The following is a 16,038-nucleotide window of genomic DNA, read 5'->3' as shown; positions in this document are numbered from 1 at the left end:
CGGAAATGATAGCATGAAGCAATGGGCCGTAATCCGGAACATTGCTTCATGTCAAAGGAGAAATGAATGCCTATGAAAAAGAAACTGAATCTCGCGCCTGCCTTCTTTGTCGGTCCCCATGTTATCCTGTTTGCTGTTTTTATTTTGCTGCCGACATTCTACGGGATTTATGCTTCGTTCACCAAATGGAATTTGATGAACGAGCCGGTCTGGGTGGGGTTGGATAACTATAGAACTATTCTTTTTGACAGCAAATCGACCTTCCATACGCAATTTAATAACGGCCTTAAGAACACGTTTATATTCGTCCTGCTGAGTGTTCCGCTGTTAATCATTATTCCATTGCTTGTTGCGGTGGCGCTTGAACACAAAAAAGTCAAAGGGAAAAGCCTGATCCAATCGATTATTTACGTTCCAGGCTTAATCTCCATATCTGCTGGGGCGCTGATCTGGCTGCTGCTCTTCAACAAGCAACTGGGGATGGCCGGCAATGTCTTTGGTTCGAATGTTTCCTGGCCGGCGCACCAGCCTTATGCCTGGATCCTCGTTATTATCATCACGATCTGGGGTGGGGTCGGCGGCAACATGATTATTTACCGTGCCTCTATCAGCGGTGTATCGCAGGATTTGTATGAATCGGCAGAGATGGACGGAGCCGGAACGATACGACGATTTACGAGTATTACGCTACCTTCGATCCGTTTCCCGCTGATTTACACCTTTGTTATGACAACTGCCGGGGCTTTCAACGTATTCGGGCAGCCTTTGATGATGACTGACGGAGGACCACGCCAAAGTACACATGTACTCATGATGTATATCCGCCAACTGGCATTCGGTAATGGGGAGTCCATTGCGGGTATGGCTTCGGCTATGGCTGTATTGCTTGGATTGGTTATCCTGGCCATCTCGGCTCTGCAATATTATGTAATGAACCGGAATGCGGCTTAATTTACGATATGGCAAGGAACCCAAAGTGGAATTTAAAAAGGCAGGTGTACCCGTATGTCCAATCAGATGACGCAGCAATACGATAAACGTCCCCGCGTCAAAGAACAGGCAGTGAAAGGAAAAGCCTCGGGGATCAGCATCTCGAAATATGTATCTTACTTGTTTTTGATCGTGCTTTGTATTATTTGGATCATTCCGGTTATTTTTGGCATCACGACTTCCTTCCGGTCACAGTCGGAGGTAGTCTCTTCCGGATTTAGATTATTCCCTAAAAAATGGATTCTTGAAAACTATACCGCAATTCTGGATAATACCTCAACCGCTCCTATACTGCGTTGGCTGATGAACTCGTTATTCATTGCAACGATGCATACTCTTTTTGTGGTTGTAGTTATTTCCATTACCGGTTATGGCTACTCACGGATGAAATTTAAAGGCAGAGATACACTCTTTTTCACTTTGCTAGGCATCTCGTTTTTCCCTGGCGTGGTGAATCTGATCCCTTCCTACAAAATTATTGACGCGTTAGGCTGGGTCAACACCTCGTGGGCGATGATTATCCCGGGACTAGCAGGCATGGGCAATATCTTTCTGGTCAGACAGTTTATGAACGGAATTCCGAAGGACCTTGATGAATCCGCTCACGTGGACGGTGCAGGACATTTCCGGATTTATTTCTCGATTATTATGCCTCTCGTCAAACCTGTATTGATCGTATGCGCCTTGTTCTCCTTCACCGGATCATGGAATGACTTTTTGTGGCCTGTAATCGTGTTTACGGATGTGGATAAAATGCCGGTTACTGCGGGGCTGTTATTGCTTCAGGACATTTATGGGAATTACCGTATGATCGGGCAGTTGATGGGTTCAGCGGTCTTGGCGATTATTCCAACCTTGCTGTTGTTTATGTTCGCACAGAAATACTTTGTCCAATCGATCAATCTGAATTCAGGTATTAAGGGTTAAGTAAATAGAGAACGGGTAAGGAGAGAGAAACAATGACTGTGAAGATGAGAATTCTATCAGATCTGCCCAAAAGTACAATCAATAAAAATATCTACGGGCACTTTGCCGAACATCTCGGCAGATGTATCTATGAAGGGATTTGGGTGGGTGAAGATTCTCCCATTCCCAATACGGATGGTATCCGCAATGATGTCATAGCTGCGCTGCGCAAGCTGGATATTCCCGTGCTTCGCTGGCCGGGCGGCTGCTTCGCCGATGAGTATCACTGGAAGGACGGCATCGGCCTTCCCGAAACGCGCAAGCGGATGATCAACACCCACTGGGGCGGCGTAGTCGAGAACAACCATTTTGGCACGCATGAATTCTTCCGGCTCTGTGAGCTGCTGGAATGTGAACCGTATATTTGCGGTAATGTCGGCAGCGGCACTGTTCAGGAGATGTCCGAATGGGTGGAGTATATGACCTTTGACGGCGAATCTCCCATGGCAGGACTGCGGGCCGAGAATGGGCGGGAACAACCGTGGGCACTGAAATATTTTGGCGTCGGGAATGAGAACTGGGGCTGCGGAGGCAACATGCGTCCGGAATATTATGCCGACCTGTATCGCCAATACCAGACGTATGCGCGTAATTATGGTGACAACAAGCTCTACAAAATCGCCGGCGGCGCTAACGTGGACGACTATAACTGGACGGAAGTACTGATGCGCGAAGCCGGACGGTTTATGGATGGTCTGAGCCTGCATTCTTACACGATTCCGGGAAGCTGGGAAGAGAAGTGTTATGCACTCGGCTTCGATCAAGGCGAATGGTTCGAAACGATGAAGAAATCCCTCCATATGGACGAGCTGATTACCCGGCATTCAGCGATCATGGACAAATATGATCCGGAGCAGCGGGTAGGATTAATTATAGATGAATGGGGAACCTGGTTCCTCAGTGAACCGGGAACGAATCCGGGGTTCTTGTATCAGCAGAATACACTGCGTGACGGGCTCGTGGCCGGGATTCACCTGAATATTTTCCAGAATCACAGTAAACGGGTGCAAATGGCGAACATTGCACAAATGGTCAACGTATTGCAGGCGCTTATCTTAACCGAAGGCGATAAAATGCTGCTTACGCCTACTTATCACGTCTTTGAGATGTACAAGGTGCATCAGGATAACGAGCTGCTTGAGGTGGCTTTTGAGAGTCCGGTGTACAGCATGGGCGGAGAGTCTCTGCCTCAGGTAAGCGTGTCTGCTTCCCGGGATGCTGCCGGCAAGATTTACATTTCGCTCTGCAACATCAGCCATGCGGACAGTGCCAGCCTAAGCATTGAGATGATCGGCACTTCGGCAGGAAGCGTATCGGGCCAGATTCTGACCCATTCTGACCTGAATGCCCACAATACCTTCGAAGCACCGGAAACTGTGGGTACGGCTCCTTTCACGGAGGCTGCACTGAAGGACGGAGTGCTGGACTGCCAGCTGCCTCCCGCATCGGTTGTTGTCCTTACCCTGGAGTAAAAGAACGATATAAAGGAGAAACATTATGAGTAGGAATAGAGAATATAGCAATCCGCTTGTGGAGCAGCGTGCGGATCCTTGGGTCTATAAGCATACGGATGGTTATTATTACTTCACGGCTTCGGTGCCGGAATACGACCGGATTGAAGTACGGCGGGCCAAAACCATTGAAGGCCTCCGGGATGCCGTACCTGCTGTGGCCTGGCGCAAATATGAGACCGGGCCGCTCAGTGCCAACATCTGGGCTCCCGAGATCCATTATATTCAAGGCAAGTGGTACATTTACTTCGCGGCTGCCCGGACTACGGAGACCAAGGAAGGGCTGTTCGATCACCGTATGTACGCACTGGAGAACGAATCCGCGAATCCGCTGGAGGGACACTGGGTGGAGAAGGGCCAGGTGAAGACAGCCTGGGAGTCGTTCGCTCTGGACGCAACAACCTTCCAGCACAAGGGAGTGCTCTACTATGTATGGGCACAGAAGGACCCGGATATTCCGGGGAATTCCAACCTGTACATTTCAGAGATGGAGAATCCGTGGACACTGAAAGGCCCGCAGACCATGATATCCAAACCGGAGCATCAATGGGAAATTATCGGATTCAGTGTCAACGAAGGTGCGGCCGTACTGAAACGGGGCGGCAAAATCTTCATGAGCTTCTCGGCCAGCGCCACGGACCATAATTACTGCATGGGGCTGCTGACAGCTGACGAAGACAGCGATCTGCTGGATGCCGCTTCCTGGAACAAACACCCTGAGCCTGTATTCCAGACCAGTGAAGTGAACGGACAGTATGGTCCAGGTCACAATAGCTTCACGGTTAACGAAAATGGGGAAGACGTGCTGATCTACCATGCGCGTAATTACAAGGAGATCACCGGAGACCCGCTCTATGATCCGAACCGCCATACCCGCGCCCAGGTGCTGGAGTGGAATGAAGACGGCACGCCGAATTTCGGAGTGCCGGTGAAGGATGGCGGGAAGTAAGGAAGCAGATGTAGGTATCATAACATTGGTATATGAATAGCTATTAGGCAAGTAACAAAAGTGTCCTGCCAGCCCTAATTAGGGTTGCGGGGCACTTTTTGCTGTTAAAAGAAAATATACGATTAGACTAAAAAATAAAATGAAGTCCTTAGGGTCTAATATGTGATTTACCAAACTGTGGGAACGCATATACTCCGAATGGTTTCCGACTTCTGAATAAGAACAGGTTGAAGGCCCGAATTTCGAAATGTATTATGGAATGGCACGGCATGGGAATGGTACGGGCGAAATTTGGATACCAGTGAAGGAAAAGTAACGCTCTGACTCGAGTGAAACGTAGGTATTGCAATAAAGAAGATGATAGTTGAGCATACCCAGATTAAAAAAAGGGCCATCCGGCGATGGATGGCCCTTAAACTTGCCGTTACAGACCGTACCACAAGCATAGCCAAAGCCGTCATTACAAGAGCGGAACACAGGCCACCAGCCTTGTGTCCCGCTCTTATTCACGTTTACTCATTCTTTTGCGCCTTCTCATACTCCACCTCGATCAGCTTGAAAAAGTCGGCCGGCTTGATTTTTAGTCCATTGCAGAGGTCAAAAATTTTTGTGACGGAAGGTTCGTTTCTGCCAACCTCAATCATGGAAATATAGGATCGGTCGACATTGCATTCATGCGCTAGATCTTCTTGGCTTAAGCCTTGTTTGATACGTATCGCTTTCACGGTTTTACCGATAATTTGCTTAATGATATTGGACGGATCGCTCAAGGAAATTTACCCCTTTTAAGTCCATTATCAATCTGATATAATGACCACAACAGATAAAGTATTCAACAAAAAGTAAAATATATACAATTTATGAAGTTGTTTATGAAAGCCCTATAGCACACTCTCAATCCTCCCAAGTTACTCAACCTGCAAATATATCTCACAAATAACGTACCCTCAAAAAGCAAAAATATTCTTTTAGCCCAAAGGAGGCTCTACCCGTGCGCCTATCCTTCCTGAAATCAATCAATCCGGATGTTATTGTGGAGATGTTAGAGATGGCTTGCCGCCTGGAGAAGTGGAACAAGGTGATTGAGACGGCAGAGATTTTGCATGAATGCGTGCAGTGCTTGTACCAAGAGCAGCAGTATCGGAAGGCTAAGTCCTTGCCGCTGCTGACATTCGAGCTGGAGCATCCAATGGTCTATTACTACGGGTTCAGTCATCTGATGCGGGGAATGGCTTGCCAGGAGAAGGGACAGTATGCAGAATCACAGGCGTACATTGATAAGTATGCCGAGCTGGGATGGCTGGAGGATCTGGGTGAGGATGGGCTGGAGGTTGTAGAGGAATACCGATTCCTGGCTGAGGCGAACGGGTATGCGCTGGAGCTGCTGTCTGGTCGTGTGGAGGTGCTGGCTACCTATACTGACTTTTTACAGGAGAATCCTGAAGAAGTGCTACCGGGGCTGGATACAATTCTGCGGGCCGCGCTGCGGCATGGACTGAATGTGGATGAGCTGCTGGTGACGTTTGCGGAACAGACGGCTGAATTCGGTACATATGAGGATGAGGGCAATCTGGCACACTATTACCGCTTCAGCCATCATCTGGCGTTGTATCAGAAGCGGGCGGGAAGAACAGAGGAGGCACTGGAGCAGGTATTGCAAGCCTTAAGGCTTGCCCATCGGTCGGGGAATGATAGTTATTTTACAAGAAGTCTGGCGCTCTTCGAATCGCTGCGGGATTGGGCGGCGGCGGAGCAGGTGCTGGAGGTTCAGGGAATGATTAAGGAACGGTGACCCAAGGCGGTTCGCCGCTCCATTCATGAAAATGATGCCTTCACTTACAGTAATTTTACTAATCTCCGCAAGCTACAGTTAACAGCATTGTTTTCCTAATGGGAAGCCCTCTTTAAATACCTTAGTTATAGTGGTTTGAACTATTTTACGTTTCAAACTGGGCGTTTGCCGTTACTAGGGCAGGTGTCCCTACATAGAAATAAGCTAATGAGAAAGGCTTATGTCATGAGTAGGGATGGTGTAAAGTAGATGGCACAAAAGTTGAAAAATAAAAGTACACGGTTAACCGGAAGGATTGTAATTCCGGGCAATCCGTCATACAATACGGCCAGAATGGAGTTCAATAGGCGCTTTTCTAAATTTCCAAGGGTCATTGTTTTTTGTCAACGAACTCAGGATGTGATCAACGCAGTCAAATGGGCTCGTGAGCGGGGCATACGGCTGCGAGTGCGTAGTGGACGGCATAGCTATGAAGGCTTCTCAGCTGTAAATGGCGGTATTATTATCGATGTGAGCGAGATGAATAAGGTTAAGGTTGATCGGAAAAATAGAGTGGCCATTGTACAAACGGGAAATCCACTTGCCCGTGTGTACAAAAAACTGTGGAATAAGCGGGTGGCAATTCCGGCGGGGACTGCGCCCGACGTAGGCGTAGCTGGGCTTACCCTGGGAGGCGGCGTTGGACTACTTTCCCGCAAATATGGACTTACGTGCGATAACTTGAAACAAGTGAAGATGGTCGTAGCTTCGGGGCGATATGGGGCAAAGGCGATTGTGGCAAACAGAAGGAAACATTCCGATCTGTTGTGGGCATCACGAGGCGGAGGGGGAGGGAGCTTTGGTGTTGCTACAGAATATACTTTTCGGGTCAGACCGATTTCATCGGTTTCTATATACAGTATTAAGTGGAAATGGAGTGATCTTGAGAAGGTGTTACCGGCTTGGCAACGCTGGGCCCCATCTGTCACAAACCGCTTAACCTCAACAATTGAGGTGGCTGCCAAACAGGTGGGAACTATTGTATCTACCGGGCAATTGCTTGGCGGTGCAGAGGAGCTGCGTCGATTGATTAGACCGCTCTTGCGAGCAGGCACTCCGGTGAAGGTAATGGTGAAGACAGTGCCTTTTATTGAAGCAACCAAATTTTTTGCCGAATCGGACCTGAATTTGGAACCAAAGTTTAAAATAACCGGGGCCTACGGGTTCCAACCTTTACCGCCTGAAGGAGTACGAATTATATGCGACTTTTTATCTAAAGCACCCAACAGGCATTCTAGTGTGTGGAGCCAGAGCTTAGGTGGTGCAGGAAGCGCGGTGAGCCAGGTATCGCCTACTGAAACGGCCTATCCTCATCGGAAGGCTGAGACAATCTACGAACTGTCAGCCCGGTGGAGAAATAACAGGGAGCAGGAGCGGAATATTCAGTGGGTGAAAAGGTTCCGCAGAGCGTTGCGTCCCTTTGTTAAAGGAGATTATGTGAATTTTCCCGATTTGCAGATTAAGAACTGGCCCAAGGCGTATTATGGCGAGAACTTTGGCAGATTGAAGCAGGTGAAACGAAAGTACGATCCTCATAATGTGTTTCGTTTTGCTCAGAGTATTCCAGTGGGTAAACAGGTCAGAAAATGACAATACGCACACCAGATCGAATTAAAACAAGGAGCTGTCGACGGCAGTTCCTTTAGCAATTTCTAACCATACGATCAACTGGAATAGTCCAATGCAAACGAAGAAAACAACACATTGTGTGGCATGCACTCGTGTTGCTTTCCGTGTTTTAATATTATATATGTTGTTGCTAGATAGGCTTGCCCGGCTTTTAAAGATGCGAACCGCCACTTGCGTCGATCAACTGACCGGTTACCCAGCGGCTGTCCGGAGAAGCGAGTAAGGCGGCGATATCCGCAACGTCTCCGGGTTCTCCCCAACGGTTGAAAACGGACAGGCCTGCCGCATATTTTTGTCCATCTGGATCGCTCAAAGTTCCTTCATTCATCTCGGTGTTGATGATGCCGGGTAGGATGGAGTTGACCGTAATATTTCTGCTCCCCAATTGCTTGGCCAGCAGCAGTGTAAAGGTATTGATCGCTCCTTTTGTCATGCTGTAAGTGAAGACACCTGGGGAAGCTACCCGCGTCACGAAGGAAGAAATGTTAATGATGCGCCCGCCGTCCTTCAACCGAGGCAAAGCTTGCTGCGTTACAAAAAACGGCGCTTTGACGTTAATCGTCATCACTTCGTCAAAAGTAGCTTCCGTCGTTTCTTCAAAAGTAAGAATTTGCCCGATTCCCGCGTTGTTGACCAAAATATCGAATCCGCTGTCGTCCCCGTGCTCTCGAATTGCTTCGTCCAGCGCCGTGATCAACTCACGAATGCCTTCAGGTGTGCTCAAATTGGCGCCAATCGCACGGGCGTTTCCTCCATTTTGGACGATTTGTTGCACGACCGCTTCTGCTTCATTGCGGCGTTGGCCGTAATGTACGGCGACAAAAGCGCCCTCCTGCGCAAGACGCAACGCGACGCTGCGCCCGATTCCCCGGCTGGCCCCCGTTACTAACGCTATTTTTCCTGTTAATTTGCTCATCAATTCTCAGCTCCTCATCCTCTGTTCCTCTACAGTTATAACATAGGAGTGCTGTTGAAATGTTGCTATCCTATTGCTTTGGATTAGCGGTAAGGTCCATTGCGATGGACCAATGCAAAGCCATAAGTACATTAACCCGAAGGCAGAAGTAGCTTTCACTTCGATAAAGCTTCCGCAATGAAGTCTTAATATTCATCAAATAGATGATATGGAGAACCCTACCATCAGTAACGGCGAAAAAAGGGAGTGTGCGGACACTCCCTTTGAGCTAATATTGTCTGTTATCCAATAATACTTAATTTGCCGTCTTATTGACAAAATCAATCTCATTTCTGATCCCTTTATGGGCGTCATTCCACAGGCCCTTTATCAGGCGAATGCGCAGCAGGCATGTGTTAGGGTCTTCGTCGTTATTGGCTTCGTTATACCACCCGGCGAATATTGTGCGCAGCTTTGTCATCATCTCCGCGTTTTTCTCGTCACATACCCAGCCCAGGTTTTCACCGATCCCATCGGCCGTAAAGTTTTCGACGATGATGCAAACGGCGACTTCGGGGTTTTGGGCGATCTGCTGCATCTTGCCTGAGGTCGCGTAAGTGACGGTGTAGAACGCGCCGTCCTCATAATAGGCGTCCACAATGCGGGCGGCGGGACGGCTTTTGCCATTGGCCCCCGGTTCAAGTGCTATGGTGGACAGAGTGATCAGGCCGTCCTTGTTACCCACTTGTTCTTCGAGCAGCTTCATGGCTTCGTCGTACTTGCTCATTATATTACCTCCTAAAATGTCGTAAGGCATACAATATTAAGCTTATCATTGTAAAATCTTAGTTCATGTGAAGAATAATACGAAAAAATATTAAATCGCTATCATAATCCTCTGCCCGACTTAGGGTGGAATTGCCGCGAATGATATCCCCTTAGGCAGTGGAAGAATTAATTATTCACTGTGGAGCGGAGGGGGATTCTTTATGTCTTCCGTATTTTGAGAGGATTTTGAGAGAAGGATCTTATAACATGCAGGGAGGGTATGTATGAGCCAAGGAAGAGGGGAGTAAAAGTAATGAATCAGAAGAGTACGTTTCATTTCACAGGAAAACAGTGGGTATCGGTCATTTTAATTTTTATGGTCTCTATCTCATTATTTGTTTTTCCTGTGCAAGCGGCAGATCAATGGAGTCAATATGCCAAGATCGGACAAGCAGGCAATAAATTTCTTGGAGCGTTTTCTAATCCGTACAGTGTAACGGTAGACAGCAGCGGGAATGTATACGTGGCCGATTTTGAAAACCATCGCATCCAGAAGCTGACGGCCGCGACAGGCGTGTGGAGCGAGTGGAAGAAGGATGGCGGCGGATCAGGCAGCGGTCTGGGGGAGTTTGCCAACCCTAGCGGCGTGGCGGTAGACAGCGGTGGAAATGTATATGTGGCGGACTATTATAACCACCGTATTCAGAAGCTGACGGCAGCTACAGGGGTATGGAGCGAGTGGAAGAAGAGCGGCGGCGGATCAGGCAGCGGCCTGGGAGAGTTTAGTTATCCCCGCGGCGTGGCAGTAGACGGCGACGGGAATGTGTACGTGGCGGATTCTAAAAATCACCGCATCCAGAAGCTGAATGTTGCCTCAGGTGTGTGGAGCGAGTGGAAGAAAAGCGGAGGCGGGACGGGCAGCGGCTTAGGTGAGTTTAATGAACCCTCTGGCGTGGCAGTAGACGGCGACGGGAATGTGTACGTGGCGGATTCTAAAAATCACCGCATCCAGAAGCTGACGGCAGCTACAGGGGGGTGGAGCGAGTGGAAAAAAAGCGGAGGCGGAACGGGCAGCGGCTTAGGCGAATTCAATCAACCCTCTGGCGTAGCGGTAGACGGCAGCGGCAATGTATTATATGTGGCGGATTCTAAAAATCACCGCATCCAGAAGCTGGATGTCTCCTCGGACGTGTGGAGCGAGTGGAAGAAAAGCGGCGGCGGATCAGGCAGCGGTCTGGAAGAATTTAATAATCCCAAGGGCGTGACGCTGGACAGTAGCGGGAATGTGTATGTGGCCGATTCCGGAAATCACCGCATCCAGAAGCTGACGGTAGCTGCGGGACTATGGAGCGAATATGGGTATCAGGGAGCAGTTGCTGGCACAGGTTTGGGCGAGTTTAGTTATCCAGCCGGTATGGCGGTGGACAACCAGAATAATCTGTATGTAGCCGATTTCGATAACCACCGCATTCAGAAGCTGGATGTCGACTCGGGCGTGTGGAGCGAGTGGAAGAAGAGCGGCGGCGGATCAGGCAGCGACCTGGGAGAGTTTGATTCTCCAACAGATGTTGCTGTAGATAGCAGAGGAAATATGTACGTTGCAGATCCATATAACCACCGCATCCAGAAGCTGACGGCAGCTACAGGGGTGTGGAGCGAGTGGAAGAAGAGCGGAGGCGGAGCGGGCAGTGGCTTGGGCGAGTTCTGTTATCCCGGTGGCGTAGCGGTAGACAGCAACGGGAATGTGTACGTGGCCGATTCCAGTAACCACCGCATCCAGAAGCTGACGGCAGCTACAGGGGTGTGGAGCGAGTGGAAAAAGAGCGGCGGCGGATCAGGCAGCGGCTTAGGTGAGTTCAATGAACCGTCCGGTGTGGAGGTAGACGGCGACGGGAATGTATATGTGGCGGATATGGGAAATCATCGTATCCAGAAGCTAACGGTAGCTACAGGCGCGTGGAGCGAGTGGAAGAAGAGCGGCGGTGGAGCGGGCAGCGGCTTAGGCGAATTTAATGAACCATACAGCGTGGCGGTAGACGGCAGCGGCAATGTATATGTGGCCGATTCCAATAACGAGCGCATCCAGAAACTGACGGTAGCTACAGGGGTATGGAGCGAGTGGAAGAAGAGCGGCGGCGGAGCGGGCAGCGGCCTGGGCGAGTTTAACAGTCCACTCGGCGTGGCGGTAGATAGCAACGGGATCGTATACGTATCCGAATTCAGCAACCACCGCGTTCAGAAATTGAAAATCGTGTCTGTCCCTTCGGACGCGCCGACTGCAGTAACGGCTGAGGTAGCGAATGGCGAATCGCAAGCCACCGTGAGGTTTACAGCCCCGGTTAGCAATGGAGGCAGCGACATAACCGGCTATACCGTGACCTCAAGCCCGGGGGGCTTGACGGCTAGCGGTACAGGCAGTCCAATCACGGTTACCGGTTTAACATACGGAACGACGTATACCTTCACTGTCGTTGCAATAAATGGCGTAGGGAGCTCGGCCGCTTCGGCTCCTTCGAATAGCGTCACGCCGACAGCATCGACAGCGCCTGCTGCGGTACCTGACGCGCCGACTGCAGTAACGGCTGAGGTAGTGAATGGCGAATCGCAAGCCACTGTGAGGTTTACAGCCCCGGTTAGCAATGGAGGCAGCGACATAACCGGCTATACCGTGACCTCAAGCCCGGGGGGCTTGACGGCTAGCGGTACAAGCAGTCCAATCACGGTTACCGGTTTAACGTACGGGACAACGTACACCTTCACTGTCGTTGCAATAAACGGCGCAGGGACCTCGGCGGCTTCGGTGCCTTCGAATAGCGTCACGCCGACAGCATCGACAGCGCCTGCTGCGGTACCTGACGCGCCGACTGCAGTAACGGCTGAGGTAGCGAATGGCGAATCGCAAGCCACTGTGAGGTTTACAGCCCCGGTTAGCAATGGAGGCAGCCACATAACCAGCTATACCGTGACCTCAAGCCCGGGGGGCTTGACGGCTAGTGGTACAGGCAGTCCAATCACGGTTACCGGTCTAAAGTACGGGACGACGTATACCTTCACCGTCGTTGCAATAAATGGTGCAGGGAGCTCGACCGCTTCGGCTCCTTCGAATAGCGTGACGCCGATTGCGCCTCCAACCGCGCCGGGCGCACCGACGGGCGTAACCGCCGTTGCGGGCAACCGTGAAGCGATTGTGACCTTCACCGAACCGGCCAGCAATGGAGGCAGTCCGATCACGGGTTACACCGTCGTGGCAAGTCCGGGCGGCATAGCGGCAACGGGTACGGGCAGTCCGATCAGAGTGACCGGCTTAACGAATGGCATAACCTATACGTTTACGGTAATTGCGACCAACAGTGGCGGCAGCAGCACCGCTTCCGCCGTTTCTAACGGCGTAATACCCGAAGCTCTTCACGTTGACAGCGGTGGAGACACCTCGCCGCAAGGAAGTGCGCCGGCCCAGCCAACAGCCAAATCTGATGAAACGGCTGCTATCGTTCTTGTTAACGGCCAAACGGAGAGTGCAGGAACAGCAAAGGTAACAAGCGTAAATTCACAAACGGTAACAACCGTCACGATTGACGAGAAAAAGCTGGAAGATAAGCTCGCGAAGGAAGGCCAGCTTGCCGTAGTAACGGTTCCGGTGTACACCAAATCCGATGTCGTGATCGGAGAGCTCAACGGACAGCTAGTCAGGAAAATGGAAATGCGGCAAGCGATATTGGAAATAAAAACGGATCAAGCGACCTTCCGTTTACCAGCTGAGCAGATCGACATCCAAGCGATCTCGGAGCAGGTAGGCAAAGCGGCAGCACTGCAAGATATTAAGGTTCAGATTGAAATTGCTAAGCCCAGATCGCCGATTCCATGGGTTCCAAATGAAGCTGCAGAAGGAACGGTGGGAATTGTCGTTCCACCGCTTAATTTTACGGTAAGAGCTCTTTATAAGGACACCACCATTGAAGTCACTGAGTTCAAAGCTTATGTTGAACGTACAATGGTTATTCCGGAAGGTATCGATCCTGGTAAAATCACGACTGGAGTCGTCATTGAAGCGGATGGAACGCTGCGCCATGTGCCGACAAAAATCGTACTCCTGAACGGCAAGTATTATGCCAAGGTGAACAGCTTGACGAATAGCAGCTATTCTGTGATATGGCATCCGCTTGAGTTCAAGGATGTAGAACGGCACTGGGCTAAAAAAGCCATAAACGATATGGGATCACGCAAGGTCATCAATGGCGCTGCCAAAGGTCTCTTCAATCCTGACCAGGACATTACGCGTGCGGAGTTTGCGGCCATCCTGGTTCGCGGTTTAGGACTAAAACTAAAAGCAGGGGTACCGCCTTTCAGTGATGTTGATCGGAAGGATTGGTTCGCCGATGCGATTGGGACGGCATTCACGTACAACCTGATCAGCGGATTTGATGATGGCAGCTTCCGCCCGAATGATAAGATGACACGCGAACAAGCGATGGTCATTCTGGCAAGAGCGATGATCATTACCCGGCTTGAGGTGATGGATCACCAGATGACAAAGCAATTTCCAGACTCTTTCACTGATGCGGAGACGATATCGACTTGGGCAAAGAGCGGGGTTTCCGACTGTTTGAAAGCCGGGCTTGTTTCGGGACGAAACAGTGGTGAGCTGGCTCCAAAAGCCTTCATAACAAGAGCGGAAGTCGCGGTTATTGTTCAAAGACTTCTGCAAAACTCTAATCTAATCGATAATTAAATAGTTGCCCTACTCGAAATATCCCTCGACCGATAGAATCCGGTTTGAGGGATATTTTTCATCCAGCCGTTATAGCGTGCAAGGAGAGCCTTATCATAAGTAACGGCAAGTTATTGAGTTTTTCAGCAAAGATTTGACGATAGAAGAACCTTTGCAATAATCTACTAATTGCGTTATTAATGGAATATTTAGACGTCCATCGTGGGGCTTCCGATCCTGTTGTTTTTTGTTTTTGTCCCCATTTTCGCGCCTGGGCTGAAGGAACCGTTTGTTATGGATGTGATTGGCATCATTCCTTCGCACCATTTCATGGAGGGGTTGTCAGCTCTTGTTCTGGACAAGGGGTTGGGGCAGATCTGGCTGAGCCTTGCCAACTTGCTCGTATGGATGGTTCTTCCCACGTTGCTGGTCTTCATAATTTACGCTGGCAAACGTTTTGACAAGTAGCGTCACTAACGGACTTTGCAAGGGGAGGAGACTTCGTATGAGCAAGGGGACGAAAAATGTAATCCTAGGTGTGATAGTACTCGCCGTCGTATTGTTTATCAAATGGCTTTGGCTCACGGGCGGGATCATCGGTAAAATTATATATTCCACAATCAGGAGACGTTGATAAAAAGCGGATACTTCACACATGGGGTATCCGCTTTACTTTACCTATGTAGACTAAGGCCTTACATTACAATAAACACTTTATGGCTCTGCTTAAAGCAGTGTTCCAAGGTCTTGATTCGATCAATTCAATCCCATTTCGCTTACAGGTATCCGCTATCCAATCTCCATACGAAATACTTATTTCAGCTCTATAATGTTGTAATTCGCCACCTTCTCTTGCTAAATAATTCTGCACTATTTGATTTTTGTCTGATTCCTGTATAAATATTGATTTTACCTCCGGGTTATCGAAAGATAATGTAAATTCAGGATCAATAAAATCACCTTCAATAATGATAGGTACTTTATCTTCAATATGCCTGTTTACGAGTTTTTTTAATACTGGAGCCATTTCTTTGCTTACACCAATCAGCCAGTCGATATTGCCGTCAACTCCAACATCTTTCCAGTCAATACCAGAATCCCAATAATGAATTACAGGAAAATGCTCCTTTGCTGTAACTGTTTTTACGGATAGGTGAACATCATCTACTTCCAAGACATTCACACCATAAAATCGAGCAATTTCATAAGCGATACTTGATTTACCTATTCCCGATGCTCCACCAATAAACAAAACTGTCCAGTTTCTATTATTATTCATTTTGCCAACCTTCCAACCTCATTTATATATTCATCCGAATAATGTTATGTAGTTCGGTATTTTTCTACTATTCCCTTTTTTTCCTACATTGGGCCGCGCTGCGGCATGGACTGAATGTGGAAAGGTTGCTGGAGACGTTTGCGGAGCAGACGGCTGAATTCGGTACATATGAGGATGAGGGCAATCTGGCACACTATTACCGCTTCAGCCATCATCGGGAGTTGCACCTGGAGGTGTTCAAGCGCCGACGGCTCCTCCACCGCAATTCATACCCAAATGTCGGCCACCACATTTGCCATCGACCCCGGCGTTAATGTAGCGTATCAGTTTAGTAAAAAACTAATAGAGGTAAAGGGACTTCATTCCGTATCGGAATGAGGCAATACCCATATGCTGTACCCATTCGAGGGGGACTTTTGCAGATTCACAGCAAAAGTCCCTTCCGTCGGTTCGGCAGGGCAGGTCTAGCCCGAATCCAATCTATAAGCAAAAATGTAAGCAATTAATTCGCA

General features: G+C 49.3%; 12 protein-coding genes. 8 read left to right on the top strand and 4 right to left on the bottom strand.

Annotated elements, in window-relative coordinates:
* Positions 1–72: 72 nt before the first annotated feature.
* From A3842_RS02255 to A3842_RS02240, 4 genes are read left to right on the top strand one after another with little or no spacing between them, the layout of a single operon-like run.
* Positions 73–951 carry a carbohydrate ABC transporter permease gene (locus tag A3842_RS02255; protein WP_074100286.1) on the top strand — a complete coding sequence of 293 codons (879 nt, stop codon included), beginning with the start codon at positions 73–75 and terminating at the stop codon, positions 949–951.
* A 54-nt stretch (positions 952–1,005) separates the two neighbouring features.
* Complete coding sequence (locus tag A3842_RS02250; RefSeq protein ID WP_074085959.1) at positions 1,006–1,917, top strand: carbohydrate ABC transporter permease; 912 nt, start codon at positions 1,006–1,008, stop codon at positions 1,915–1,917.
* A gap of 32 nt (positions 1,918–1,949) precedes the next feature.
* Complete coding sequence (locus A3842_RS02245; protein WP_074100285.1) at positions 1,950–3,428, top strand: alpha-N-arabinofuranosidase; 1,479 nt, start codon at positions 1,950–1,952, stop codon at positions 3,426–3,428.
* Between the two features lie 25 nt (positions 3,429–3,453).
* Positions 3,454–4,416: a glycoside hydrolase family 43 protein gene (locus tag A3842_RS02240; RefSeq protein ID WP_074100284.1), complete on the top strand. Its 963-nt coding sequence runs from the start codon at positions 3,454–3,456 to the stop codon at positions 4,414–4,416.
* 512 nt (positions 4,417–4,928) lie between these two features.
* Here the strand turns inward: A3842_RS02240 and A3842_RS02230 are convergent.
* Positions 4,929–5,186 carry a helix-turn-helix domain-containing protein gene (locus A3842_RS02230; protein ID WP_178382017.1) on the bottom strand — a complete coding sequence of 86 codons (258 nt, stop codon included), beginning with the start codon at positions 5,184–5,186 and terminating at the stop codon, positions 4,929–4,931.
* Positions 5,187–5,407: 221 nt separating this feature from the next.
* Between A3842_RS02230 and A3842_RS02225 the strand changes: the two genes are divergently transcribed.
* A complete protein-coding gene (locus A3842_RS02225; RefSeq protein ID WP_143186127.1) occupies positions 5,408–6,208 on the top strand; it encodes a DNA-binding protein in 801 nt (266 codons plus the stop codon).
* A 249-nt stretch (positions 6,209–6,457) separates the two neighbouring features.
* On the top strand, positions 6,458–7,837 hold the full coding sequence (locus tag A3842_RS02220) for an FAD-binding oxidoreductase (protein WP_074100283.1): 1,380 nt from the start codon (positions 6,458–6,460) through the stop codon (positions 7,835–7,837).
* 190 nt (positions 7,838–8,027) lie between these two features.
* Here A3842_RS02220 and A3842_RS02215 read toward each other — a convergent pair whose 3' ends face one another.
* Positions 8,028–8,792 carry an SDR family oxidoreductase gene (locus tag A3842_RS02215; RefSeq protein ID WP_074085955.1) on the bottom strand — a complete coding sequence of 255 codons (765 nt, stop codon included), beginning with the start codon at positions 8,790–8,792 and terminating at the stop codon, positions 8,028–8,030.
* 295 nt (positions 8,793–9,087) lie between these two features.
* Positions 9,088–9,558 carry a pyridoxamine 5'-phosphate oxidase family protein gene (locus A3842_RS02210; protein WP_074085954.1) on the bottom strand — a complete coding sequence of 157 codons (471 nt, stop codon included), beginning with the start codon at positions 9,556–9,558 and terminating at the stop codon, positions 9,088–9,090.
* Between the two features lie 294 nt (positions 9,559–9,852).
* Between A3842_RS02210 and A3842_RS31790 the strand changes: the two genes are divergently transcribed.
* Positions 9,853–14,268 (top strand): fibronectin type III domain-containing protein, encoded by a 4,416-nt coding sequence (locus tag A3842_RS31790; RefSeq protein ID WP_178382278.1) that lies wholly within the window; start codon positions 9,853–9,855, stop codon positions 14,266–14,268.
* A gap of 273 nt (positions 14,269–14,541) precedes the next feature.
* Positions 14,542–14,715, top strand: coding sequence for a hypothetical protein (locus tag A3842_RS32310; protein ID WP_178382277.1), 174 nt, complete (start codon positions 14,542–14,544; stop codon positions 14,713–14,715).
* 232 nt (positions 14,716–14,947) lie between these two features.
* Here A3842_RS32310 and A3842_RS02135 read toward each other — a convergent pair whose 3' ends face one another.
* A complete protein-coding gene (locus A3842_RS02135; RefSeq protein ID WP_074100281.1) occupies positions 14,948–15,526 on the bottom strand; it encodes a hypothetical protein in 579 nt (192 codons plus the stop codon).
* Positions 15,527–16,038 lie beyond the last annotated feature (512 nt).

It is taken from the genome of Paenibacillus sp. P3E (genome assembly GCF_001909045.1).
GTDB classification, from domain to species: Bacteria; Bacillota; Bacilli; order Paenibacillales; family Paenibacillaceae; genus Paenibacillus_AQ; species Paenibacillus_AQ helianthi.
The sequence above is the reverse complement of the archived record's forward strand: the minus strand, read 5'-3'. Positions and strand labels throughout refer to the sequence as shown.